At 30.0% G+C, this 24,449-nt stretch carries 22 protein-coding genes, 1 tRNA gene and 4 pseudogenes; 23 read left to right on the top strand and 4 right to left on the bottom strand.

Going from position 1 to position 24,449, the window contains the following annotated elements; translation table 11 throughout:
* Nucleotides 1-262: 262 nt before the first annotated feature.
* The 4 genes from L3J60_RS06865 to dnaE are packed head-to-tail and all read right to left on the bottom strand — an operon-like array spanning nt 263 to nt 7,592.
* Entirely contained in the window at nt 263-1,006 is a 744-nt protein-coding gene (locus tag L3J60_RS06865; protein ID WP_291974751.1) for a head GIN domain-containing protein, read from the bottom strand.
* Between the two features lie 8 nt (nt 1,007-1,014).
* A complete protein-coding gene (locus tag L3J60_RS06860) occupies nt 1,015-2,109 on the bottom strand; it encodes an acyloxyacyl hydrolase (RefSeq protein WP_291974750.1) in 1,095 nt (364 codons plus the stop codon).
* 1 nt (nt 2,110) lies between these two features.
* The gene (locus tag L3J60_RS06855; protein WP_291974749.1) at nt 2,111-3,220 is read right to left on the bottom strand and encodes an acyloxyacyl hydrolase; all 1,110 of its coding nucleotides are present in this window, start codon (nt 3,218-3,220) and stop codon (nt 2,111-2,113) included.
* 13 nt (nt 3,221-3,233) lie between these two features.
* The gene (gene dnaE / locus L3J60_RS06850; RefSeq protein ID WP_291974748.1) at nt 3,234-7,592 is read right to left on the bottom strand and encodes a DNA polymerase III subunit alpha; all 4,359 of its coding nucleotides are present in this window, start codon (nt 7,590-7,592) and stop codon (nt 3,234-3,236) included.
* Between the two features lie 247 nt (nt 7,593-7,839).
* Between dnaE and L3J60_RS06845 the strand changes: the two genes are divergently transcribed.
* The 23 genes and pseudogenes from L3J60_RS06845 (at nt 7,840) to L3J60_RS06740 (ending at nt 24,441) form a co-directional block, all read left to right on the top strand.
* Nucleotides 7,840-8,289: a SoxR reducing system RseC family protein gene (locus L3J60_RS06845; RefSeq protein WP_291974747.1), complete on the top strand. Its 450-nt coding sequence runs from the start codon at nt 7,840-7,842 to the stop codon at nt 8,287-8,289.
* A gap of 6 nt (nt 8,290-8,295) precedes the next feature.
* A complete protein-coding gene (locus L3J60_RS06840; protein WP_291974746.1) occupies nt 8,296-9,168 on the top strand; it encodes a Fe-S cluster domain-containing protein in 873 nt (290 codons plus the stop codon).
* The gene (locus L3J60_RS06835; RefSeq protein ID WP_291974745.1) at nt 9,161-10,084 is read left to right on the top strand and encodes an RnfABCDGE type electron transport complex subunit C; all 924 of its coding nucleotides are present in this window, start codon (nt 9,161-9,163) and stop codon (nt 10,082-10,084) included. Before L3J60_RS06840 ends, L3J60_RS06835 begins: the two co-directional genes overlap by 8 nt.
* Nucleotides 10,085-10,121: 37 nt before the next feature.
* Nucleotides 10,122-10,202 (top strand): annotated as a pseudogene (locus tag L3J60_RS13450) (hypothetical protein); the annotation flags it as partial.
* 48 nt (nt 10,203-10,250) lie between these two features.
* Nucleotides 10,251-10,583, top strand: coding sequence for a 4Fe-4S dicluster domain-containing protein (locus L3J60_RS06830; protein ID WP_291974744.1), 333 nt, complete (start codon nt 10,251-10,253; stop codon nt 10,581-10,583).
* 2 nt (nt 10,584-10,585) lie between these two features.
* Nucleotides 10,586-11,596 carry an RnfABCDGE type electron transport complex subunit D gene (locus L3J60_RS06825; RefSeq protein WP_291974743.1) on the top strand — a complete coding sequence of 337 codons (1,011 nt, stop codon included), beginning with the start codon at nt 10,586-10,588 and terminating at the stop codon, nt 11,594-11,596.
* 2 nt (nt 11,597-11,598) lie between these two features.
* Nucleotides 11,599-12,180, top strand: coding sequence for an RnfABCDGE type electron transport complex subunit G (locus L3J60_RS06820; protein ID WP_291974742.1), 582 nt, complete (start codon nt 11,599-11,601; stop codon nt 12,178-12,180).
* A 20-nt stretch (nt 12,181-12,200) separates the two neighbouring features.
* Nucleotides 12,201-12,809, top strand: coding sequence for an electron transport complex subunit E (locus tag L3J60_RS06815; protein ID WP_291974741.1), 609 nt, complete (start codon nt 12,201-12,203; stop codon nt 12,807-12,809).
* Nucleotides 12,806-13,384 (top strand): RnfABCDGE type electron transport complex subunit A, encoded by a 579-nt coding sequence (locus L3J60_RS06810; protein ID WP_366836979.1) that lies wholly within the window; start codon nt 12,806-12,808, stop codon nt 13,382-13,384. The genes L3J60_RS06815 and L3J60_RS06810 overlap by 4 nt, the downstream gene beginning before the upstream one ends.
* A 101-nt stretch (nt 13,385-13,485) precedes the next feature.
* The gene (locus L3J60_RS06805) at nt 13,486-14,070 is read left to right on the top strand and encodes a 30S ribosomal protein S16 (protein WP_291974739.1); all 585 of its coding nucleotides are present in this window, start codon (nt 13,486-13,488) and stop codon (nt 14,068-14,070) included.
* A gap of 14 nt (nt 14,071-14,084) precedes the next feature.
* Nucleotides 14,085-14,615, top strand: coding sequence for a ribosome maturation factor RimM (gene rimM, locus L3J60_RS06800; protein ID WP_291974738.1), 531 nt, complete (start codon nt 14,085-14,087; stop codon nt 14,613-14,615).
* 3 nt (nt 14,616-14,618) lie between these two features.
* Nucleotides 14,619-14,703: transfer RNA gene (locus L3J60_RS06795), tRNA-Ser, on the top strand.
* Nucleotides 14,704-15,061: 358 nt separating this feature from the next.
* Nucleotides 15,062-15,583 carry an IS630 family transposase gene (locus tag L3J60_RS06790; protein ID WP_291974737.1) on the top strand — a complete coding sequence of 174 codons (522 nt, stop codon included), beginning with the start codon at nt 15,062-15,064 and terminating at the stop codon, nt 15,581-15,583.
* 15 nt (nt 15,584-15,598) lie between these two features.
* Nucleotides 15,599-16,096 (top strand): annotated as a pseudogene (locus tag L3J60_RS06785) (IS630 family transposase); the annotation flags it as partial.
* Nucleotides 16,086-16,910: a hypothetical protein gene (locus tag L3J60_RS06780; RefSeq protein WP_291974736.1), complete on the top strand. Its 825-nt coding sequence runs from the start codon at nt 16,086-16,088 to the stop codon at nt 16,908-16,910. The pseudogene L3J60_RS06785 and the gene L3J60_RS06780, both read left to right, overlap by 11 nt.
* Nucleotides 16,911-17,018: 108 nt before the next feature.
* Nucleotides 17,019-17,717, top strand: a pseudogene (locus tag L3J60_RS06775) (IS1595 family transposase); the annotation flags it as partial.
* Between the two features lie 79 nt (nt 17,718-17,796).
* Complete coding sequence (locus tag L3J60_RS06770) at nt 17,797-18,843, top strand: IS5 family transposase (protein WP_291974735.1); 1,047 nt, start codon at nt 17,797-17,799, stop codon at nt 18,841-18,843.
* 153 nt (nt 18,844-18,996) lie between these two features.
* Nucleotides 18,997-19,203, top strand: a pseudogene (locus tag L3J60_RS06765) (IS1595 family transposase); the annotation flags it as partial.
* Nucleotides 19,196-20,509 carry a TolC family protein gene (locus L3J60_RS06760; protein WP_291974734.1) on the top strand — a complete coding sequence of 438 codons (1,314 nt, stop codon included), beginning with the start codon at nt 19,196-19,198 and terminating at the stop codon, nt 20,507-20,509. The pseudogene L3J60_RS06765 and the gene L3J60_RS06760, both read left to right, overlap by 8 nt.
* On the top strand, nt 20,506-21,606 hold the full coding sequence (locus L3J60_RS06755) for an HlyD family efflux transporter periplasmic adaptor subunit (protein ID WP_291974733.1): 1,101 nt from the start codon (nt 20,506-20,508) through the stop codon (nt 21,604-21,606). Before L3J60_RS06760 ends, L3J60_RS06755 begins: the two co-directional genes overlap by 4 nt.
* Nucleotides 21,603-22,838, top strand: coding sequence for an FtsX-like permease family protein (locus L3J60_RS06750; RefSeq protein ID WP_291974732.1), 1,236 nt, complete (start codon nt 21,603-21,605; stop codon nt 22,836-22,838). The genes L3J60_RS06755 and L3J60_RS06750 overlap by 4 nt, the downstream gene beginning before the upstream one ends.
* Nucleotides 22,838-23,524, top strand: a complete 687-nt coding sequence (locus L3J60_RS06745) for an ABC transporter ATP-binding protein (RefSeq protein ID WP_291974731.1) — start codon at nt 22,838-22,840, stop codon at nt 23,522-23,524. Before L3J60_RS06750 ends, L3J60_RS06745 begins: the two co-directional genes overlap by 1 nt.
* 71 nt (nt 23,525-23,595) lie before the next feature.
* The gene (locus L3J60_RS06740; RefSeq protein WP_291974730.1) at nt 23,596-24,441 is read left to right on the top strand and encodes an ATP cone domain-containing protein; all 846 of its coding nucleotides are present in this window, start codon (nt 23,596-23,598) and stop codon (nt 24,439-24,441) included.
* The last annotated feature ends 8 nt before the right edge of the window (nt 24,442-24,449 follow it).

The raw sequence follows: 24,449 nt of genomic DNA, 5'->3' as shown, positions 1-24,449 counted from the left end.
TATTTCCTAAAAAATTATATTGATTTGTATCGATTTTATGTGAACGCATTTGACAAGGTTTTATGCACCAAGATACTAAAAACTGGTCTTTTTTGAACCCTATTTTGGTAATAAAAACAACTAAAAACACTATTAAAACTATCTTCTTGTAATAAAATAGGTTCGACTAATTAATAACTTTGACAACTATAAATCAACTGATTATCTAGCTTTTATCAAAGAAAAAGTGTGAGTTTGCCCTGATTAAAGAGTAGCGTTTAGGTTATTTAAAAATAAGCTGACCTACGTTTTGCACATTAACATCAACAATTGGAGGTTTATTAAATGAAATTACATTACCAACGGAATGAATACTTCCTGTTAAACTTTCTATTGGAAAAATTAACATATCATTAGAGCTTGTTTGGGCAACATTTATGTTTTTTGCTTTAAAATTTTCACCTTCAAAACGCGTGTCGCCATTTGAAAAATTGATATCTAAATTATTGGTGGTTCCAGTTAAATGCAATGTAGCAATACCGTTACTCCATATTCTAACCTTATCATTTTGGATAGCTAAATTAATATCACCAACGGATAAATACTTCCGTTTATCTCCAACAGACATTAAATATAATGATGGATAAGTAAGCGTGTTGGTTGCCGTAATATTTTGTTCTGAAGCATTTCTAATTTCCGTTAAATTAGGTGAAGTAACATATACTTTGGTTATGCCATAATCTCTAAAAAAATTACAAGTATTATTGTTAATTAACACCAAACGATTATCAACCACAGAAACACTAATATCTGGCATTAAGTTTTTACCAGTTTCTACAAGCACTTTTTGAGTTGAACCTTGGGTAATAATTAGTTCAATTTTATCATGAACTACTATTTTAGTAAAGTCATTCACCGTAAATTCTTTTTGAATTTTTTCTCCAGCAGTCTGCCAGCAATTACCTGCTTTTTCAGAATTGCAGCTTGTCAAAATTAGTATTGTAAAAAAATAAAGAAGTTTTTTCATACGTTTATTTAAAATTTATAACCTAATCCTATTTCTAATCCTTCTGCTCTAAATAAATTTACTTTTAGGGTGATTTCAGAAAACCAATGATTTCCTAATTTATATTTAAATCCAAATCGTTCATAAATTCTACTTACATACGAAAATGGATAATAAGCATAATATCCAATTTGAGTTACAAAAGCAAAATGATTTTGTGTGAGTTCATGACCAACAAAAACTCCAATTCTATTATAATCGTTTGCATCATAATTTTTCCCAGTAGAAATAGCTTCATTTTTAATGTATTCTTTTAAAAATCTAGAATTAAAAAAATCTGTTCCAATAGTAAATGTTGAGTACTGATTTAGGAATTTACTACCATAAAAAGTAAACGTATAAAAAGGAAATAAACCACTATCAATTACCAAAGATTCGTTATAACCAGTTCTAACAAGTATATTATAGTTCCATTTAGAAGAGTTTTTTGAAGTTAATACGTGTTTTTCTGATGGTTTTTCGGTACTATTAGAATTTTGATATTTAATTCCTAAATGAAGTGAAACCGTATTAATACCCAAATTCGGATTTTTAAAAGCGATGTTTGAAAAATGCACTAAACTAACTCCTGAAGAAACAGTAAGATTTTTATTTAAGAAATAGTTAAAATAATTTAATTTCAAAAATGCTGAGACTAACAAATGCGAACCCAACGCAAAATTTTGATTATTTGAAATTGCATTATAAGGATGATTTGCATAACCTAAACCAAAGCCAGTGGAAAGTTTTAGATTTTTATGCTTAGAAGATAAATGGTATGTGTAATGTCTATAACCACCAATTGCTTCTCCTAAAATACTAGAATTATAATTTAAATATAATAATGAAAATCCTTTTTCAGGATAATTATACAACCTATTGAACTTAGATTTTTGATTGTTTTTAGTATTAAATAAAAACATAAATCCATAACTATTTCCTTGAATAGCATTATGGAGCGATTTATCATGCTCAATGTTTTTTCCAATAAAAAAATCACTTTCTATACTTTTAAAAAAAGAAGTATTTTGTGCTGAGATACTAACACTTAAAATTAAAAATAATATGTAAATTTTGTGTTTCATATTATAGTCTAATTCCTACTCCAAATTCAACTGTTTCTGCATTGGCAGCATGTGCTTTTAATCGAATGCTAGCAAACCATTTTTTATTGATGTATCTTTTTAAACCAAGCGTTTCATAATAAATAGCTTGATATACATAAGGTGTTTTAATATAGTAGCCCAAACTGGTTTCTATGGATAGCTTATTGATAAATAATTCGTGACCAATAAACAGTCCTATTCTAGAAAATTCATGGGCTTCTTTTAAATGAGAAAAAGGAATGGTTTTGTTAATTTCATAAAAATCTTTTACAATTGGAGAAATATATAAATCTAAGCCAAGTTGTAATGCTGAAATTCTATTAATTCTTTTATCCGCATAAACTGAAGCTACAAAAAAAGCACGCTGTCCGCTACCAATAATTTCAGATTCATTTACACCTCCTCGAATAGCAATATTAAGTTTTATAGGTTCTGTAAATTTTTTAGATTCAGTAGATGGAATAAAGGTATTATTATTTAGTTTAGGTGTTAAATTATAATTTAATCCTATGGTAAAAGCCCATAAATTAACTCCAGAATTAGGTGATTTTACATTTGAATTTGAGGCATGAATAAAGGTTAATCCTGTATTAAATCCGATATTTTTAAAAATGTTTTCGTGTTGGTAATACACTTTAAAATAAGTACTTGAGTTTAAATACGTACCAAAAGCAGTATTTTTATTATTAGTAACTTTATTATACGGATGCGTATTATAAGCCAACCCAATTCCAGTTCTAACAATAAGTTGATTTTTATATAATCGATTTAATAAATAGAAATTATAATGTCCGTAAACGGCATATAATTTCCCTAATATTTCAGAATGGTAATCATAAATTCCTAATGAATAACCAAAATCAGGATAATTAAAACGTTCTTGCCAATTTTCTTCTCCAAAACTTCGCTTATTATAACTTAATATAAATCCTGTTGGATGACCTTGCAAAAAAGCCGTAGCATCTGGATTATGAGCGATAATATTTCCATATAAATAATCTACTTGAAGATAAGATGAATAAGATAATTTTGTTTGTCCAAAGTTTAGAAAACAACTTAGTGACAATAATAAAGTTAAAATTTTTTTCATCAATTTGAGGAAATTAATTAAGTTTAAAATGAATTTGTTCTTTTTTTAATTTCTCTAATAATTCGTTAGAAATATTCACTTTAAAACTTCTGCTTGGCATGGTCAGCTTTAAATTTTCTTTGGGCTCAAAAATAGTAAATTGTATTGGTTTTTTGCCTTCGTAATTTTTTAAAACTTCATTTATCTTTTTAATATTTTTCTTAGTTACATCATTATTTAATAAGTTGATAGTTAATTTTTTAGAAAATTTTTCCAAAATATCTGCTAGCAATTGAATGTTAGTATAAGACAATCTAACATCGGTTTTATTCCAGCTTTGACGACAACTAATTTTTAGATATAAAAAAGAATTCATTACTAAAAAATGTCTAAATTTTAGATACTCTTCACCAAAAATTCTAAATTGATAAGATCCGGAATAATCTTCTAAAGTAAACATTGCCCAGCCATTTCCTTTTTGATTGGTTCGGTGTTCAACACTAGAAACAATACCCCCAACTGATGCATCTTTATTAAGTAAAGCGTCCAAATTTTCAAATTCTGAAAGTGGTGTTTTACAATAGGTTTCCATTTCCGTTTTAAAATTGTCTAAAGGATGACCAGAAATATAAATACCAATTACTTCTTTCTCTTTAGATAACTTTTCCATTATTCCCCAATTTTCACAAAATGGAATTTCAGGTTCTGGGAATTGAATTTCAGAAGTTTCTCCAAATAATGAAACCTGAGAAGAATTTTTATTATCCTGATATTTATTCCCAAATCTAATTGCCTTTTCTATAAATGAAATGTTACGTTCATCTTGTAAAAAATATTGAGCTCTATTAGTTGGCGTAAAGGAATCAAGCCCACCAGCCAAAACCAATCCGTCAATGGCTCTTTTAGTAACCGTGCGTAAATCAACTCTTTTAGTTAAATCGAAAATGGAATTGTAGTTGCCATTTTTCTTTCGTTCTTCAACAATTGCAGCTACGGCATTGGCACCAACGCCTTTTATAGCTCCCATTCCAAAGCGAATTGCACCTTGCTGGTTAACGGCAAATTTATAGTACGATTCATTAATGTCGGGTCCTAAAACTGCTATTCCGGCACGCTTGCATTCTTCCATAAAAAAGGTAACCTGCTTAATATCATTCATATTATTTGAAAGTACTGCAGCCATAAATTCCGCAGGATAATATGCTTTTAAATAAGCGGTTTGGTAGGCAATATAAGCGTAACACGTAGAGTGCGATTTGTTAAATGCATAAGCTGCAAAAGCTTCCCAATCCCTCCAAATTTTCTCTAAAATTTCTTTAGGATGATTATTTGCAATACCTCCTTTTAGAAACTTAGGTTTTAGTTCTTGAAGTAAAGCAAAAATCTTTTTCCCCATTGCTTTTCGCAATTGATCTGCTTCACCTTTGGTGAAATTTGCTATTTTTTGGGACAGCAACATTACTTGCTCCTGATAAACCGTAACGCCATAAGTTTCTTTTAAATACTCTTCCATTTCTGGCAAATCGTATTCAATAGCTTCTTTCCCGTGTTTACGCATAATAAAAAGCGGAATGTATTCCATTGGACCTGGACGATACAGTGCATTCATAGCAATTAAATCTGCAAATTCTGTAGGTTTTAATGCTTTTAAATGTTTTTGCATTCCTAGAGATTCATACTGAAAAACACCAACTGTTTCCCCTTTTTGAAACAACTCAAAGGTTTTAAAATCATCCAAAGGAAAATCATCAGGAATTAACTCTTTGCCATGAATTGCTTTTATAATTTTAATGGTGTCTTTTATTAGGGTTAATGTTTTTAATCCTAAAAAGTCCATTTTAAGTAATCCTGCACTTTCAACCACGCTGTTATCATATTGTGTAACATACATGTCTGAATCTTTAGCTTTACCTACTGGAATTAAATTGGTAATGTCTTCAGGAGTAATTATTACTCCACAAGCATGAATTCCAGTATTTCTAACTGTGCCTTCTAAATTGTAAGCTTGATTTATGGTACGAGCTTCTAAGTCATCACCTTCTGATAATCTAATAAGTTCGGTTACACAATCATAATCTTCTTTGCGTAGTTCTTTTATTTTTGCTTTGCTTTCTTCATCGTCTCCAAATATGTTTTTCAGTTTAATATTTGGAACAAGTTTTGCAATTCTATCGGCATCAGAAAGTGGTAAATCTAAAGCTCTGGCAGTATCTCTAATAGAAGATTTGGCAGCCATTGTACCGTAAGTTACAATTTGTGCAACTTGATTGGCTCCATACTTTTCAATTACAAAATCTAATACTTTTTGTCTTCCTTCATCATCAAAATCTATATCAATATCGGGTAATGATACACGATCAGGATTTAAAAAACGTTCAAAAAGGAGATTGTATTTAATTGGGTCAATATTAGTAATCCATAAACAGTAAGCAACTACTGAACCCGCAGCAGAACCCCGACCAGGACCAACGGAAACTCCCATTTTTCGTGCTTCTAAAATAAAATCCCAAACAATTAAAAAATAACCAGGATAACCAGTCATTTCAATAATTGACAACTCAAAATCTAACCGCTCTTGTGTTTCTTTATCTAAAGTATCACCATATCTTTTTTTAGCACCTTCAAAAGTTAAGTATTTTAAATATGCATTTTCACCTCTAACACCTCCATCTTTTTCATCTTCTGGATTTATAAATTCATTGGGAATAGTAAACTTAGGAAGTAAAACATCACGTTGTAAATTATAAATTTCAATTTGATCTGTAATTTCTTTAATATTGGTTATGGATTTAGGAATGTCTGAAAACAACATTTTCATTTCCTCTTGAGATTTGAAATAATATTCTTCATTTGGAAGTCCATTTCGGTAGCCTCTTCCTTTTCCTATTGGTGTGGCAAATTTCTCATTTTCTTTTACACACAATAAAATATCATGTGCTTCTGCATCTTCTTGTTTGGTATAAAAAGTATTGTTAGTTGCAATTAATTTAACGTGATGTTTTTTTGAAAACTGAATTAAAACTTCATTTACGTGATTTTCATTTTCTTGTTGATGACGCATAATTTCTAAATAGAAATCAGCTCTAAATTGTTCTTTCCACCACAATAATGCTTCTTCAGCTTGATTTTCACCAATATTTAGAATTTTATTAGGAATTTCGCCTTGCAAATTTCCAGATAACACAATTAAATCTTCCTTATATTGAGCTATTATTTTTTTATCAATTCTTGGTACATAGTAAAAACCTTCGGTATTAGAAAGCGATGACATTTTTGCTAAATTATGATAGCCATTTCTGTTTTTCGCTAAAAATACTACTTGGTATCCATTATCTTTATGCGTTCTATCCAAATGGTCTTCACAAACATAAAATTCACATCCAACAATTGGAGTTATGGGTTTTTTTTCTTTTTCTTCGTCTGATTTGGATTCGTTAAAAGTTGCTACTGAACTATTATATTTAATGGCGTCTCTAATAAAATAATAAGAACTCATCATATTGCCAATATCAGTAATGGCAACAGCAGGCATATTAAATTCAATAGCTGCATTTAGCAATTGTTGAACGTTGGAAGTAGATTGAAGAATTGAAAATTGAGAATGACAATGTAAATGGATAAACGAAGCTTTTTTTAGCTCATCACTTAATGCTATTTTTTTGGAGGTGGCATTAAAATTATTCTTAGATTCAGTTTTTAATTTTTCACTTTCTTCTTTTAAGTTGATATGCTTGATTCCTACAACTTTAATAGTAGTTGGATTTTTAGTCTCAAACTTTTTGAAATAATCAGAGTCTGTTTTAAGTTGTTCTGCAGTATATTTTCTTTGACGAATTAATTCTAAAAAACAACGTGTAGTTGCTTCTACATCGGCAGTAGCATTATGTGCATCTCCAAACGGAGTATTAAATAAATGTTGATGTAATTCGGTTAATGTTGGAAGTTTAAATTTTCCATACCTACCTCCAGAAATTTGACATAAACTAGCTGTTACTTCAGTACAAGTATCTAAAACTGGCATTTTATTTAAAGAAGTGCTTATTTTAGTCCTAAAATATTCGCAACCCATAATATTTAGGTCAAATTTTACATTTTGACCGACAATAAAAGTTGCTTTTGAAATAGCTTCATTAAAAATTTCTAAAACCTTTTCTAATTCTTCTCCTTTTTCTGCTGCTAGTTGCGTTGAAATACCGTGAATTTGCTCTGCATCATAAGGAATATTAAATCCGTTTGGTTTTATTAAAAAATCTTGATGTTCCACTATATTACCTAGTTCATCATGCAATTGCCAAGCAATTTGAATACACCTTGGCCAATTGTCAGTATCGGTTATTGGAGCATTCCATCGTTTAGGTAAACCAGTAGTTTCAGTATCAAAAATTAAAAACATGCAGCAGTTATTTTGTGTGAAAAATGAGGTTTTAAAAGTATGAATTTAATAAGTGCTAGGCTTTTAAATCTCTTAAATTTTATTAACAAAATAAAAAAACACTAAGTTTTAAAGGTAGCATTTAAATAGAATTTGCACATATGAGAATCACTTAAAATTAATTGTATAAAAATCTAATGAAAATCATTTTTCAAGAATTCAATAATCGTTAATTTTGTTGAATTAAACTATTGTTAGAATTACAATTATGGTAAAATTTGATTTAAATAGTTTTAAAAGCGTTGACCTTGATAGTTTTGTAAAACATGAAGGTATTATATCTAAAATTTCAAAAAGTGCTGTTACGGTTACGTTGTTAGAAAGCACAAATTGTGAAACTTGCAATGCCAAAGGTGCTTGCGGAGCATCCGAATCAAATATAAAAGAAATAGAAATTATTGATACAAATGATTCGCATAAACTCAACGAAATAGTTAATGTTATTTTAAAAAAAGAATTAGGTCTAAAAGCTGTTTTTTGGGCGTATGTTTTTCCGTTTATACTGATGCTTTTTACATTGATACTAGCATTACTCTTTTTAAAAGAATGGATTGCGGGTTTGTTATCCATTTTGGTTTTAATACCCTATTATTTTGTAATTTACTTAATGAAAAAACCGTTAGAAAAAATATTCAAGATTTCAATATTAAAAAATTAATTAAGAATGACAGTTTCGGTTTTATATAGTGTTTTGTTATTAGCTTCTTTAGGATTTATTGCAGCAGGAGTGTTGTATGTGGTTTCTAAAAAGTTTTACGTATATGAAAACCCTTTGATTGCCGAAGTTGAAGAATTATTGCCTTCAGCTAACTGTGGAGGATGTGGCTCTCCTGGATGTAAATCTTTTGCTGAGAAATTGGTGAATACAGAAGATATTTCCGATTTATTTTGTCCGGTTGGTGGTAATGCTGTTATGAAATTAGTTGCTGCTACTTTAGGGAAAGAAGTAGCTGAAAAAGATCCTACGGTAGCTGTTGTACGTTGCCAAGGAGGATGTGATGTTCGTCCAAAAAATACAGAATACCAAGGACCAAGAACTTGTGCAATTTCGGCTATGATTTTTAGTGGAGAAACGGATTGCCAATATGGTTGCTTAGGTGATGGAGATTGTGTAAATGCATGCAAGTTTGATGCCATGTACATGGATAATGAAACTGGATTACCTGTTGTTATTACGGATAAATGTACTTCTTGTGGTGCTTGTGTTGATGCTTGTCCAAGAGATATTATAGAAATGCGTCCTAAAAATAAACGTGATTTAAAAGTTTTTGTTGGCTGTTTAAATGAAGACAAGGCTGGAATTGCAAAAAAAGCTTGTGCTGTAGCTTGTATTGGTTGTTCAAAATGTGAAGATGTGTGTCCAAAAGACGCTATTACAATGATAAATAATTTAGCATACATTGACCCTGTACTTTGTACATTATGTAGAAAATGCGTTCTTGTATGTCCAACACATTCAATTATTGAAACTAATTTTCCTCCAAGAAAAGAAAAAGTTATAAAAGTTAAATTAGTAAAACTTCAAACCAATGCTTAAAACTTTCCCCAAAGGAGGTATTCACCCTCCTGAAAACAAGTTAACGGTTTTAAAAAAAATTAAGAAAATGCCTTTACCAAAAGTGGTATATATTCCTATATCACAGCATATTGGTATTCCTTCAGTAATTGTAGTTGAAGTAAAAGAGAAGGTTCAAAAAGGGCAGGTTATCGCCAAATCGGGCGGGCTTGTTTCTTCAAATATACATTCTCCAGTAACTGGTACGGTAACAAAATTGGATAAAATTATTGATTCTAGTGGCTATAAAAAGCAATGTATTGTAATTAGAACGGATGTAAAAGACCCTTCTAATTTAGAAGAGATTGAATATCCTTTAAAAGAAGAAATAACCTTAACTTCTAAAGAAATTTTACAGCGAATTGCTGATTATGGTATTGTTGGTTTGGGTGGAGCTACATTTCCTTCACATGTTAAATTGAGTATAAAAAAAGATAAAAAAATTGATTGTTTGGTAGTTAATGGTGTAGAATGTGAACCTTATTTAACTGCTGACCACAGATTAATGCTTGAAAAAACGAAAGAGATTGTAATTGGTATTAAAATTTTAATGTATGCTTTAAGTGTTGACAAAGTGATTATTGGAATTGAAAATAATAAAAAGAATGCAATATATGCTTTTTTAAAAGCTACAAAAGAAGAAGAAAATATAAATGTAGCAGCATTAAAAGTTAAATATCCGCAAGGAGGTGAAAAGCAATTGGTAAAAGCGTTGCTAAAAAGAGAAGTTCCTAAAAATGGTTTGCCACTTGATGTGGGTGTAATTGTACATAATGTTGGAACTATTTTCGCCATTTATCAAGCGGTACAAAACAATGTGCCTTTAACAGAAAGAGTTGTTACCGTTACTGGTAAAAAAATGAACTACCTCGACGCAAGCATACGAGGTATCAAATAGGAAATTCCTTTTTTATTTCGACGCAGAGCGTCGGGGAATTAAACCCAAAAAACAATTAAAAAATCCATCTAACTATTGGGTAAAAATAGGAACACCAATTACCGATTTAGTAAATGAAGTTGGTGGTTTACCTGAAGGAACACGTAAACTGGTAAATGGAGGCCCAATGATGGGGAAAGCTATTAAAAACACCGATGTTCCGGTAACTAAAGGAACTTCTGGAATTTTAGTTATTTCTGAGGATGAAGCGAGTAGAGGTGAGCAGCAAAATTGTATTCGTTGTGGTAAATGTGTTTCTGTTTGCCCTATGGGATTAGAGCCAAATTTGTTGATGGATTTATCAGAAAAAGGTTTTTATGAAAAAGCTTCTTCAGAAGATATTATGACATGTATTGAATGTGGCTCATGCAGTTATGTGTGCCCATCTCATCGTCCATTATTAGATTATATTCGATTTGGAAAAAATATTGTTAAAAAATTAGAAATAGTTAAAAATTAAAAATGAGTAATCCACCTATTATAATTTCAGCATCACCACACATACATTCTGAAGAATCATTAAAAAAAATAATGTATGATGTAGTTATAGCCTTAGTTCCTGCTTTTTTGGTTTCATTATATGTGTTTGGCATTAATGCATTTATAGTTGCTGCAGTAGCTGTAGTTTCATGCTTGTTATTTGAATATTTAATACAAAAATATTTGTTAAAAACTAATATAACTATTTGGGATGGATCGGCATTAATTACGGGAATTTTATTAGCCTTTAATTTACCCTCTGGATTGCCAATTTGGATGGTTATTGTTGGAAGCTTGTTTGCTATTGGCGTTGTAAAAATGTCGTTTGGAGGACTTGGTTTTAATATTTTTAATCCAGCTTTAGCAGCTAGGGTTTTTTTACTAATTTCTTTTCCAGTTCAAATGACAATGTGGCCAACAGCCGTTGTAAATAATACTCAATTGATTGACGGAGTTACTGGAGCAACAACATTAGGTATTATTAAAGAAGGATTAATGTATGGAGATACAATGACGGATTTAAGTTCTAAAATACCTTCAACTTTGGATATGTTGTTAGGAATTACAGGAGGTTCAATAGGTGAAATTTCAGCATTAGCCTTATTAATTGGCGGAGCATATCTTTTATACAAACGTGTAATATCTTGGTATATTCCAATAATAATGTTAGCTACAATTACTATAATGACTGGTGTTTTTTGGCTAATAAATCCTGAACAATATGCAAACCCCTTAATTCAATTGTTATCAGGAGGAGCTATTTTAGGTGCTTTTTATATGGCAACTGACTTAGTTACAAGCCCTATAACTAAAAAAGGGATGATTGTTTTTGCAATAGGAATAGGCGTAATTACTGTAGTTATTAGGCTTTTTGGTGCATATCCTGAAGGTGTATCCTTTGCAATATTAATAATGAACGCATTTGTTCCTTTAATAAATACTTATTTCAAACCAAGACGATTTGGCTCAGAAATTAAATCTAAAATTTTATAATTATGGGTAAAAAGAAAGATACATTTTTTAATATGGTGATATCACTTTTGGTAATTACTGTTGTTTCAGGATTTTTATTAGGGTATGTTAACGATTTAACTATGGCACCAAAAGCGAAAGCCCGATTGCAAAAAAAGGTTAATGCATTAAAAATAGTATTGCCCAAGTTTGATAATAATCCAGTTGAAAATGTAAAAAGGGTTAAATCGGAAAAAGTTAAAGATAGTATTGAAATTTATACGGCGTATGCAAATAAGAATAAAGTAGGGATCGCTGTAACGGGTTCCTCAGAAAAAGGATTTAATGGCTTAGTGAAATTAATGATTGGTTTTAAACCGAATGGAGATATACAAGATATCCAAATATTAGATCAGAAGGAAACACCTGGTTTAGGAACAAAAATGACAAAAGAAAAATTTTTAAAGCAATTCAGAGGCAAAAATCCATCTACCTATAAATTAAAAGTAAAAAAGGACGGCGGTGATATTGATGCTTTAACAGGTGCAACCATTAGTTCAAGAGCATTTGCTGAATCTGTTCAAATAGCTTATGATGAATTTGTGAAAACTATAGATTCTATTTAAGTACCTAAAAATCAAAAATTATGGTCAGTAAAATAAATCAAAAGGAAAATTTTATAAAAGGAATTGTAAAAGAAAATCCAACTTTTGTACTGTTATTAGGTATGTGTCCAACGTTGGGTGTTACAACATCAGCATTTAATGGTTTTGGAATGGGGGTGGCAACCTTGTTTGTTTTGGTAATGTCAAACATTGTTGTTTCACTCGTAAAAAACCAAATACCAAGTAAAGTTCGTATTCCTGCTTTTATCATTATTATAGCCACATTTGTAACAGTTGTAGAAATGGTATTAGAAGCATTTGTTCCTTTTTTGTATGAGCAATTAGGGATTTTTATTCCTTTAATTGTTGTAAACTGTATAATTTTAGGAAGAGCCGAAGCGTTTGCATCAAAAAATGATGTTTTTTCTTCCATCATTGATGCTTTTGGAATGGGATTAGGATTTGTAATTGCATTGACAATTTTAGGTGCAACACGTGAATTATTAGGTAATGGAAGTGTATTTGATTTTAAATTAACTTCTGAAAACGCAAATACTTTTATTATTTTTATTTTGCCTCCCGGAGCTTTTATTGCTTTAGCGTATTTAACCGTTATATTTAATAAACTAACTTCTAAAATAACAGGATAATGGAATATATTGTAATACTTATAGCCGCAGTTTTTGTAAATAACATTGTTTTATCTCAATTTTTAGGAATTTGTCCATTTTTAGGTGTTTCTAATAAAGTTTCAACCTCAATAGGAATGTCTGGTGCCGTTTTGTTTGTCATGACAATTGCTACCATAGTTACCTATTTGCTATATCAATATATTTTGGTTCCGGCAGGATTAGATTATTTAAAAACAATTTCATTTATTTTAGTTATTGCGGCTTTGGTTCAAATGGTTGAAATTATGTTAAAAAAAGTAAGTCCGCCGTTATATAAGGCTCTGGGCGTATTTTTACCATTGATTACAACAAATTGTGCTGTATTAGGTGTAGCAATTTTAGCATTAGGATTAGAAAATGGAAGTTTATTAAAAGCAACATTTTTTGCTATGGCTAATTCACTCGGTTTTGCTTTAGCTCTAATTTTATTTGCAAGTATTAAAGAACATTTAGAGCTTGCAAACATCCCAAAAGGAATGAAAGGAGTTCCAATTAATTTATTAGTGGCGGGTCTTTTATCACTTGCTTTCTTGGGTTTTACAGGTTTAGTCTAAAAGATACTTAAATAAAGTGTGTTATTTTAAAAATAACTCAGTATCTTTGCCCACTCAAAAAAATTAATAACCAAGGTCGAGAACCTTAAAAATTAAAACAAATGCCAGTAAAAATTAGATTACAAAGACACGGTAAAAAAGGAAAACCATTCTATTGGATAGTAGCTGCAGATGTACGCTCAAAAAGAGATGGTAAGTACCTAGAAAAAATTGGAACTTATAATCCAAACGTAAACCCAGCAGCTATTGATTTAGATATAGATGGAGCTGTAAAATGGTTACAAAATGGAGCACAACCAACAGATACAGCAAAAGCAATTTTATCTTATAAAGGAGCAATGTTAAAAAACCATTTAGTTGGTGGAGTTAGAAAAGGTGCTTTAACAGAAGAACAAGCCGAAGAAAAATTTCAAGCTTGGGTTGCTGAAAAAGAAAATAAAATTAACGCTAAAAAAGATGGATTAGCACAAGCTGATGCTAAAACAAAAGCTGAAATTTTAAAAGCTGAAGCAAAAATAAATGAAGAACGTTTAGCTGCTGTAAAAGAAGTTGAAGAAGAAGCTATTAAAGCAGAAGCAGATGCAAAAGCTGCTGCAAAGGCTGCAGAAGAAGTAGTTGAAGAAAAAGCTCCTGAAACTATTGATGATGCACAAGCTGCAGCATCTGATGAAGGAAAAGCAGAATAATTTAGTTAACGATAATGCGTAAAGAAGATTGTTTTTATTTAGGCAAAATCGTTAGAAAACATAGTTTTAAAGGGGAAGTTGTAGCAAAATTAGATACAGACGAACCTGAACTTTATACAAATTTGGAATCAATTTTTGTTGCTTTTGGCAGCCAACTGGTTCCTTTTTTTATTGAAAAAAGTTTGCTTCAAAAAGGAAATCAATTACGGCTAAAAATAGAAGATGTAAATAGTGAAGCTGAAGCTGATGAAATTTTAGGAGGAGAAATTTATTTACCATTAAAATTTTTACCAAAATTAACAGGAAATAAATTCTATTTTCACGAAATCATTAATTTTAAAATGGTGGATGAAAAACATGGTTTTATTGGTGTAATTGAAGGAATAAATGACAGAACAGCACAGCCATTATTTGAAATAAATGCAAATGGTACCGATGTTTTTATCCCAATGATTGACGACTTTATTGTTAAGGTTGATAGAGAACAAAAAACAATTCTGGTAAAAACACCAGAAGGATTAATTGATTTATATTTGAATCAATAAAATAGAGAGGTGGCCGAGTGGTCGAAGGCGCACGCCTGGAAAGTGTGTATACGGCAACGTATCGAGGGTTCGAATCCCTTCCTCTCTGCAAGAAAATATACAAAATTGTAAAAGTATCAACAATATTTTGTAGAAATAAAAAACAAAAAATTATTATGACAGATAATTTAACAGGAGGAGAGCAATTTTTTTTAAATGTCCATAGGTATTTTGAATTTTTGAGAATGGAAGGATATACAGGAAATGAATTTGATCTTTCATTAAGAGATTACTACTATGTTTCTTTTTATAACTTTACTGACCTTACGCAAAACATTCACGATTACGCCACATTTTGATATTTATTTGTTGATAACTCATTAATTTGTTTCATTGCGTTTTTTAGAGCGTTATTAACTCGGCAACATAATATTAGGAATATTAATATATATTTTGTATCTTTGGTTATGGTTAAATTAGATTTAAGAACGCTAGGAAAAGAAACAAAACTAGCAATTAGAGAACGAGCTATTCGGTTGCATAAAAGAGGGTTGACTCAGTTATCAATAGCTGATTTATTGGGAGTTAATAGGAATTCTGTTTATTTATGGTGTAAGCATCATAAAATAGGGGGTAACGAAGGCTTACAAGAAAAGCCAAGAGGGCATAAGCTTGGAGAAGGGCGTATTCTCACTATTGAACAGGAAAAAATAATTCAAAATATGATAATTGACACCATGCCAGAGCAATTAAAATTGCCTTATGGCTTATGGACTAGAAAAGCTATAAAAGAGTTAATAAAACGGGAATTTAAAGTATCAATAGCAATAAGAACCATGGGGGATTATCTGAATAGATGGGGTTTTACCCCACAAAAGCCAAAGAAAAAAGCATATGAACAAAATGATAAATTGGTTAAAAAGTGGCTTGAACAAGAATATCCTTTTATAAAAAAACAAGCCAAACAAGAGCATGCAGTAATACATTAGGGAGATGAAACAGGGGTAAGAAACGAGAGTCAATATGGACGTTCATATGCACCCAAAGGGAAAACCCCAATTAGAAAAAAATTAGCTAAGCGTTTATCTATGAATATGATTTCTACAGTAACCAACCAAGGAAAAGTAAGGTTTATGATTTATAATGGGACTATGAATTCTCAACGATTAATCAAGTTTTTGAAAAGGTTGATAAAAGGATCAAAAAACAAAATTTACTTGATTTTAGATAATTTGAGGGTTCATCACAGTAAACTTGTAAAGCAATGGGAAGAAGAAAATAATGAAAAGATTCGATTGTTTTATCTCCCATCCTATTCACCTGAAAGAAATCCAGATGAATATCTTAATTGCGACTTAAAATTATCATTATCAAACAAGCCTTCTCCTAAAAATGAAGCCCAATTAAAGAGTAATCTAAATTCTCATATGAGGTCTTTACAAAAAAACAAAACTAAAGTTGCTAATTATTTTAAACACGAAAGTATTAAATATGCAGCGTGAACTAATCCTAAATAATGTCCGCCCATTTAATAATCAAAGTGATAGCTATATTACATTTCCTGTTGATATTGGTAATATTGCCCCTTTGATGTTTGAAGCTAATATTAGTCCTAGTTTTATAATTAGGGAGCGAAAAGACGCTAGGTTAATGGGGGTTTTAACTTCACAAATTATTATAAGGATGTACAATGAGGATTCTTACCCTGTAAGAACACCAAGTTACATGCCTCAAATTACATTTTATTATTTAGTAGGTGATAAAACATTGGCAAATCATACCACTCTTTTTGGGAGAATTGCACACCACACCAACGGTCAAAATAGTGATTTTTACAACGAAGATGGTACCGTTAACTTATTATCAGGAAATTTTGCAACCAATTATTTTGAACTTGGTTTTATTAAAACCACCTTCAGTGAAGCTCACAATGCGATTAAATTTTTTAAAAGTTCTATTGAAGTGCACCCAAAAAGTTGGATGCTTGATGAACTACACGGAAAATATAGTGGGTTTAGATGGCACAATACATTCTCTGCATTTAAACTCCCTATAACTAATTTAACATCAGATAAAAGGCCTAATGTTTCTTTAAAATTAGAAACTACTTGGATGCTTGATGCTATAAATAATTGGGATACTTTTAATTTAGACAGATTGAATGCAAGCCTAACTTTTTATTACCATCCAACATTTTTAGAAGATATCGGATTCTTTGTTCAGTTTTACCACGGTACCGATTATTACAATATTTATTTTCAGAACAAGTTAGATGTGATACGGTTTGGATTAATGACTGAAATATTACGTTTTTAAGTATTATTATCAAAAAAATATGGAAAATATAATAATAATGAAAAAAAATTTAGTTTTATTGAGTTAGTCATTTAGTTTCCGTATATTTATCTCTTTAAACAAATAGATATGGAACAATTTAAAGGGCAAGATATACTAAACTTTATAAAAGAATTACCAAATGATGATGCTTGTAAAGCATACTTAGCTAAAATAAAGTGGCAAGATGGTTTTACTTGTAGCAAATGTGGAGGCACAAAAGGTTGTGAGAAGTCAGGATATAATTACCATTGTTACGCTTGTGATCATGTAGAAAGTGCAACAGCAAATACACTTTTTCATAAGGTTAAATTTGGTTTGCAAAAAGCTTTTTGTGTAGTTTTTGAAATGAGTACAAGTAGCAAAAGTACTTCAAGTATTCAAATGGGTAAACGTTTTAGTATTCGACAAGGAACGGCGTGGTATTTTATGCAAAAAGTTCGTAAAGCAATGAAAAGTAGTCAGAAATATCCGTTATCAAAATTAATACATGTAGATGAATTTACTGTTGGAGGAAAAGAGGAGGGGAAACAAGGAAGAAGTTATGATACGAAAAAGAAAAAAGCCGTTATTGCTGTTGAATTAACTGATAATAATAAAGTTAAGAGAGTTTATATAAAATCAATTAAGGATTATTCGGCAAAATCATTAACACCAATATTTGAAGAACATATAAGTACATCTGCTAAAATAATAACAGATAAATGGAGAGGATATGAACCGTTAAAAGAAATTTATGATATTCAGCAGATATATAGTAATAATGGCACAAATTTCAAACAATTACATATGGGGGCTTCTAAAATTTAACTTATTATTAATCAGTTAAATATACGTATATTTATCAGGTATAAAATTACAATAAAAAATGTATAAAACACGAGGAAATAAAGGCTTATTTGATCAGGAGTTCACTAATGAACGTTTATCAGTTATGGGAAATCCATTAGAAGCTATTAGTAAAGTGATTGATTTTGAGATGTTTCGAAAATCGTTAGAAAGTAAATTGCTCAATACTAATAAAAAGAATAATGCTGGAGCGAAGCCTTATGATGTGGTAATGTTATTCAAAATAATGATACTACAGCGTTATTATGGGCTTGGAGATAGTCAGGTGGAATATCAAATATTAGATAGATCTAGTTTTAAAACATTTTTAGGTTTGGAAACAGGCGATAAAGTTCCAGACGAAAAAACAGTATGGAGTTTTAGAGAACGTGTAACAAAAACAGGTTTAGTAGAAGAGTTGTTCGAACAATTTACCTCATTTTTAGAAAAAAAAGAGTTGATATTTAATGAAGGACAAATGGTAGATGCAAGTTTCACGGTAGCTCCACGACAACGCAACACAAGGGAAGAAAACAAGAGAATTAAGAATGGAGAGGGTGATGATTTATGGAACGACAAGCCTAATAAAAAAAGTCATAAAGACATTGATGCCCGTTGGACAAAGAAAAACGGGGAGACTTTTTACGGTTATAAAAATCACGCAAAAGTAGACACCAAAAGTAAATTCATTAACACCTATACCGTAACAGATGCATCAGTTCACGACTCCCAAGCTTTAGATAACTTGCTTACCAAAAAAGATAAAGACCAAGACCTGCACGCAGATAGTGCTTACACAGGAGAAGAACAAGATAAAATTATTGCCAAATATAAAATGAAGAATAAAGTACATGAAAAAGGCTATCGTAATAAACCATTAACCAAACAACAAAAAGAAAGTAATACCAAAAAATCGAAAATTAGAGCAAGAGTAGAACATGTATTTGGTTTTATGGAACAAAGTATGAATGGTTTAGTCTTAAAATCAGTTGGTCTGGTAAGAGCAACTGGAATAATAGGATTAATAAACTTAACCTACAACTTATTTAGATATGAGCAGATTAAAAAATTAAAAATAACATACTGATAAATAGATAGATAGATAGATAGATATAATTTCAATATTTATTATTGAAATCAACAAATTTTTGCTACATTTGAAGTATGATTTTTCTCAAAAAGATAAAAAAGGGTTCTTGCCTTTTTGAGAAAACTGAAAAAATCAATTTTTAGAACCCACCATATTATGATTATGCAAGTTAAATCTTGGTTAAGAGCAATACCAACTCATATAAGTAAATGGCATATTCAAGCATATTTTGACGAATTTTGTTTTAGGATTAATCGTTCTCAATTTAAGCAGAGCATATTTCATAAAACAATTAGTAGAATGGTAGAAAGTAAACCTATTTACCAAAATCAAATAAAACAGATACTAAGTGTATAACTCAATAGTTTTATTTAGTTTTTTATTGATAAATCAATTTTTGATTTCACAAAATAGAATAGTGTTTAATACTATTGATTCTCTTTTTAAATATGCTGAAAACAATAGCATTTCAATAAAAACAGGCGAACAACAAGTACTTTTGGCTAAATGGCAAAAAATATCAGCACAAGCAGGTTTAGTAAACTTTAAAATACAATCTTCTTTTTCGTTAACCAACAACGTAAAATTACCTGTCACATATTTTCCATCTGAGCCATTTGGTGGTGAACCTGGTACTTTTAAAGAAGTAACAATGGGCCAACAATTTATAGGGAATATTAATTTTGCACCGCAAATAGACATTATTAATCCTGTAAGTTGGACAAAGTTAAAAAGTGCAAAAATTAACACACAGCTTACAGATGTGAATAATTTAATAGTAAAAAAGTTACTTTTTGAATCCATTTCGGCAAGTTATTACAACATTATTTCATTGAAAGAACAAATAGAAATTACACAGAAAAATTTATATACTGCAGATACTTTGCAAACCATTATGTATAATAAATATACCGAAGGAATTGTCAGGCAACAAGATTTAAATGACGCTACTATAAACAAGCTCTCTTTGAAAGATAACTTGACACAATTGGAGATATCGCTCAACCAACAATATTATGCACTTAAAATACTATGCGATATTCCTCAAAACACAGCTATTTTCTTAACTGAAAACACCGTTTACAATCAGCCTTTTGATCTAAATTTACAAACTAACAATCAATTGGAACATAAATCGTCATTATTAAAAGTCGATTTGGCCAAAGAAGAGTTAAGGGCAAACCGATTAGCCCAATACCCAACAATTTCAATAGTGGCTTATGATGGATGGCAGCAAAACAGCAATAATCAGTTTTTAGACCCAAATACCAATTGGATAAACTCTCAATATATTGGACTAAAGCTAAGTATGCCTTTTCCTGATATTGACAGATTTACGCTTACCAAAAGCGCCAAAATCAATAAAATAATTTCTGAATTAGAGGCGAACCATACAAAGCTTCAAAATGACATCACCAATATTACTTTGAATTTAGACTATAAAAAGGCCTACTCTCAATTTAAAACAACAAACCAAATATTTTTACTAAAAGAACAAAATTACCAAATGGCGTTAAATCAGTTCAATGCATCTATTCTTTCTTCTAACAAACTTCTAATTGCTTTTGACGATAAATTAATTAGCCAATTAAATTATAGTATTGCTTTGGCAAATTTATTATATACAAAATCAAAAATTGAGATAAATAATTCAATAAAATGAAAGATTCAACAAAAACCATATTCCTTTTAATAAGCTTAATTTTAATAAGTTCTTGCGGGAAAATAACAACCGAAACTAAACCAATTAGAAAAAACGTTACTGAAACTATTTTTGCTTCAGGAATTCTTGTGCCAGAAGATCAATATAACTTAACCTCTTTGTCCGACGGATACATTAAAAAACTGGATATTGAAGAAGGCGACATTGTAACTAAAAATCAATTATTGGCAATTGTAGATAACGAACAAAACATTATAAGTGCTAAAAGTTCTGTTGATTTATTAACTATTGCAAAGGCTAATACAAATCCAAATGCTCCTGCGCTTAAACAGGCAGAAATTAATGTTGAGCTCGCAAAACAAAAACTTCTTCAAGACCAAAAACAAGCAGAACGATATAAAAAACTCTATAAATTAAACAGTGTTTCAAAATTAGAATATGAAAATGTTCTTTTGAATTTAGACAACTCTAAAACCAATTTTTTATCACTTCAAGAAAATTATAAACTATTAAAACAGCAAGCCGATCAACAATTAATTATACAAAAATCACAAAAAGAGGTAGATAATGTTTCTGAAAATTACAATAAAATTAAAGCTATTGTTGGAGGGAAAGTATATGAATTAAAAAAAGAATTAGGTGATTATATTAGAAAAGGAGATGTTATTGCTGTAATTGGAAACCCAGAAAAATTATATGCATTATTAAGTATTGATGAAAGTAATATTTCAAAAGTAAAATTGCATCAACAAGTAATAATTCAGTTAAACACACAAGTAAAAAAAAATTACAAAGGAAAAGTTACCGAAATATACCCAGCATTTGATAAGCAAACTCAATCGTTTTATTGCAAAATAGAATTTGAAGATATTTTAGATTTCAAAATTTCTGGAACTCAACTTCAAGGAAATATTATTATAGAAAATAAAAATAATGCCTTGGTTATTCCACGAAATTATTTGAGTTATAGTAATAAGGTTAAATTAAAAGGAGGTGATGAAATAGCTGTTGAAATAGGTTTTATTTCTAATGATTGGGTAGAAATAATTCACGGATTAGATGAAAATACTGTAATTATAGCCGATAAAACAAAATGAAACTAAATGTAAATTCAGAAATTGCTTTAACTCACTTACTCACACGTAAAAAGCAAACCATAATTGCATCTTTAGGGGTAACTGTAGGTATTGGAATATTTATTTTCATGATTTCTATGGTTGTTGGCTTTAATCGCTATTCAGATGAAGCCTTATTTAAAACGGAATCACATATTAGAATATACCAAGATGACACTCTTAGTAGACCTTTAATTCCAAAAACTAAATTAGGGAATACTACTATAATAATTAATCCTAAAATAGCTAACTTATCTAATACGCTTCTCAACCCTAAAAAAATAATAGCTGATTTAAAAAAAAATGAAAATATAGTAACCGTAACACCTCAAGTATCTGTTAGCCTTTTTTACAACAATGGAATATCACAAATAAATGGGGTTGCCTCTGGTGTAAATATTATTGATGCCAATGAGATGTTTAATATTCAATCTACCATGTTAGCTGGAGATATAAGAAATCTTTTGTCAACATCAAACGGAATACTAATTGGAGTAGGAATAGCTGAAAAATTAAATATCAAATTATATGATAATATAAATATCACTTCCTCAATTGGCGTGGTAAAAATGATGAAGGTTGAAGGTATTTTTAAAACAAGTAATTCTAATATAGATTTAACTAAATCATATATAAACTTGGCAATATCTCAACAACTTATGAAAGAAAGTTCAAGTTATTTAACAGATATTTTAGTAAATATCAAAGACCCAAATAAGGCACCAGAATTTTCAAAACAGCTTAAAAATTTAACAATTTATAAAGTTGAAGATTGGCAGGCTGCAAACGAACAATCTATGTCTAATAAAAAAACCAGACAGGTTATGCTTGGTTCAATTTCATTGGCTATTTTATTAGTAGCAGCATTTGGAATTTATAATATTATAAATATGACCATAAAGGAAAAATTAAATGATATAGCTATTCTTAAAGCAACTGGGTTTTCAGGAAAAGATGTAATAAATATTTTTTTAAAAGAATCTTTAATCATGGGGATTATTGGAACATCATTTGGATTACTTCTTGCTTCTGGTCTAATTAAATTTATAAGTGGTATTTATATTGGTGGTGACCGAGAATATTTTCCTATTGGTTTTGAGTCTTCAATATTTATAATTGGTGGTATTCTCGGTATTTTAATCACTTTAGGAGCTGGCTATATTCCTGCAATTGGAGCTGCCAAAATTGATCCTATTGAAATATTCAGAAAATAATGAGAAAAAAAATTATTCTTCAAACAAAACAAATAAGTAAATATTTTTACCAACCAGTAAAGTTTAAAGCTTTAGATGATATTTCGTTTGAAGTATTTGATAGCGAATTTATTACAATGATTGGAAAATCAGGCAGCGGAAAATCAACTTTATTATATATCCTTTCCACTATGGATACCGATTACGAAGGAGAATTAATTATTGGTGGTGAAAAAATTACTGGACAAAAATCTGATAATCTTGCCGCTATCAGAAATAAAAATATTGGATTTGTATTTCAGTTTCATTATCTCCTTCCTGAATTTTCATGCTTAAAAAATGTAATGATTCCGGCATTAAAGTTAGGAAAACTCTCTCCTCAGGAAATTGAAGAACAGGCTTATCAAAAATTAACCCTTTTGGGAATAAAAGATCAAGCGTTAAAACCAGCATCTAAACTTTCTGGAGGTCAGCAACAAAGAGTAGCCATTGCACGAGCTTTAATAAACCAACCCAAAATTATTATGTGCGATGAGCCTACTGGTAATTTAGATAGTAAAAATACAAGTATTGTTCTTGAAACATTTCATCAATTATCGCAAGAGTTAGGGCAAACCATTATTGCTGTAACCCATGATAATGATTTTGCTGAAGCATCGAATAGAATTATTGAAATGGCTGACGGGAAACTAATTAATACTATATAATTTATACCTTATCAAAAATTAAAAGCAGCTTATTAATAACTCCCTTAAAAGTTAATTAACTCTAAAAAATTATGAATAAAAAAGTAATAACCGTTAAAAAAAATTCTGGAGAATTAGAACCTTTTTCGTTTCAAAAACTCCAAAATTCGCTGCAAAGAAGTGGTGCTTCTACAGAAGTGACTCATGAAATTATTGAATGTATTAAACCAAAATTGTACAATGGCATTAGCACCAAAGAGATTTACAGCAATGCCTTTTCACTACTCAAAAAACACAACCGATTACACGCTTCAAAATTCAGTCTAAAAAAAGCCATTTTTGATTTAGGTCCAACAGGATATCCTTTTGAACGACTGGTTGGTGCTTTATTAAAGCAAAAGGGATTTAAAACAAAGGTTGGTATTATTTTACCCGGAAAATGTGTAACTCATGAAATTGATGTTTTAGCAGAAAAAGATAGTTATACTTATGCTATAGAATGTAAATTCCACTTAAAACCTAATTATGCAAACAATGTAAAAATCCCCTTATATATTAATTCTAGGTTTTTAGACATTAAAGAGCAATGGAATAAAAATTCTCAAAAAAAGTCATTTTTAAAACAAGGATGGATAGTAACCAATACTAAATTTACTGAAGATGCGATTAACTACGCTAAGTGTTCAGGACTGTTATTATTAAGTTGGGATTATCCTAAAAATAATGGGATTAAAAACAACATTGATAAATTTGGGTTATATCCTATCACTGTTTTAACATCATTAAGCAAACGAGAAAAAAAATTACTCATTGAGTATGATGTTATTTTAACAAAAGAGCTCCTTGAAGCCTCTCTTATTTTAAAGAAACTTGAATTTTCTGATGTAAAAGTTCGAAAAGTACTTTCTGAAGCACAAAATTTATGTGATTTAAATTAAAATTGTGT

Origin of the sequence: Lutibacter sp. (assembly GCF_021647475.1) — a bacterium.
In the GTDB taxonomy this organism is placed as follows: Bacteria; Bacteroidota; Bacteroidia; order Flavobacteriales; family Flavobacteriaceae; genus Lutibacter.
The sequence above is the reverse complement of the archived record's forward strand: the minus strand, read 5'-3'. Positions and strand labels throughout refer to the sequence as shown.

Excerpts from the sequence above, each read along its gene's own strand:
- L3J60_RS06780 (WP_291974736.1), top strand. The coding sequence starts at position 16,086 with ATGCAGCGTGAACTAATCCTAAATAATGTCCGCCCATTTAATAATCAA.
- rimM (WP_291974738.1), top strand. The coding sequence starts at position 14,085 with ATGCGTAAAGAAGATTGTTTTTATTTAGGCAAAATCGTTAGAAAACAT.
- L3J60_RS06835 (WP_291974745.1), top strand. The coding sequence starts at position 9,161 with ATGCTTAAAACTTTCCCCAAAGGAGGTATTCACCCTCCTGAAAACAAG.
- L3J60_RS06825 (WP_291974743.1), top strand. The coding sequence starts at position 10,586 with ATGAGTAATCCACCTATTATAATTTCAGCATCACCACACATACATTCT.
- L3J60_RS06820 (WP_291974742.1), top strand. The coding sequence starts at position 11,599 with ATGGGTAAAAAGAAAGATACATTTTTTAATATGGTGATATCACTTTTG.
- L3J60_RS06805 (WP_291974739.1), top strand. The coding sequence starts at position 13,486 with ATGCCAGTAAAAATTAGATTACAAAGACACGGTAAAAAAGGAAAACCA.
- L3J60_RS06750 (WP_291974732.1), top strand. The coding sequence starts at position 21,603 with ATGAAACTAAATGTAAATTCAGAAATTGCTTTAACTCACTTACTCACA.
- L3J60_RS06815 (WP_291974741.1), top strand. The coding sequence starts at position 12,201 with ATGGTCAGTAAAATAAATCAAAAGGAAAATTTTATAAAAGGAATTGTA.
- L3J60_RS06740 (WP_291974730.1), top strand. The coding sequence starts at position 23,596 with ATGAATAAAAAAGTAATAACCGTTAAAAAAAATTCTGGAGAATTAGAA.
- L3J60_RS06860 (WP_291974750.1), bottom strand. The coding sequence starts at position 2,109 with ATGAAACACAAAATTTACATATTATTTTTAATTTTAAGTGTTAGTATC.
- L3J60_RS06855 (WP_291974749.1), bottom strand. The coding sequence starts at position 3,220 with ATGAAAAAAATTTTAACTTTATTATTGTCACTAAGTTGTTTTCTAAAC.
- L3J60_RS06745 (WP_291974731.1), top strand. The coding sequence starts at position 22,838 with ATGAGAAAAAAAATTATTCTTCAAACAAAACAAATAAGTAAATATTTT.
- dnaE (WP_291974748.1), bottom strand. The coding sequence starts at position 7,592 with ATGTTTTTAATTTTTGATACTGAAACTACTGGTTTACCTAAACGATGG.
- L3J60_RS06865 (WP_291974751.1), bottom strand. The coding sequence starts at position 1,006 with ATGAAAAAACTTCTTTATTTTTTTACAATACTAATTTTGACAAGCTGC.
- L3J60_RS06790 (WP_291974737.1), top strand. The coding sequence starts at position 15,062 with ATGGTTAAATTAGATTTAAGAACGCTAGGAAAAGAAACAAAACTAGCA.
- L3J60_RS06770 (WP_291974735.1), top strand. The coding sequence starts at position 17,797 with ATGTATAAAACACGAGGAAATAAAGGCTTATTTGATCAGGAGTTCACT.
- L3J60_RS06755 (WP_291974733.1), top strand. The coding sequence starts at position 20,506 with ATGAAAGATTCAACAAAAACCATATTCCTTTTAATAAGCTTAATTTTA.
- L3J60_RS06840 (WP_291974746.1), top strand. The coding sequence starts at position 8,296 with ATGACAGTTTCGGTTTTATATAGTGTTTTGTTATTAGCTTCTTTAGGA.
- L3J60_RS06830 (WP_291974744.1), top strand. The coding sequence starts at position 10,251 with ATGATGGGGAAAGCTATTAAAAACACCGATGTTCCGGTAACTAAAGGA.
- L3J60_RS06845 (WP_291974747.1), top strand. The coding sequence starts at position 7,840 with ATGGTAAAATTTGATTTAAATAGTTTTAAAAGCGTTGACCTTGATAGT.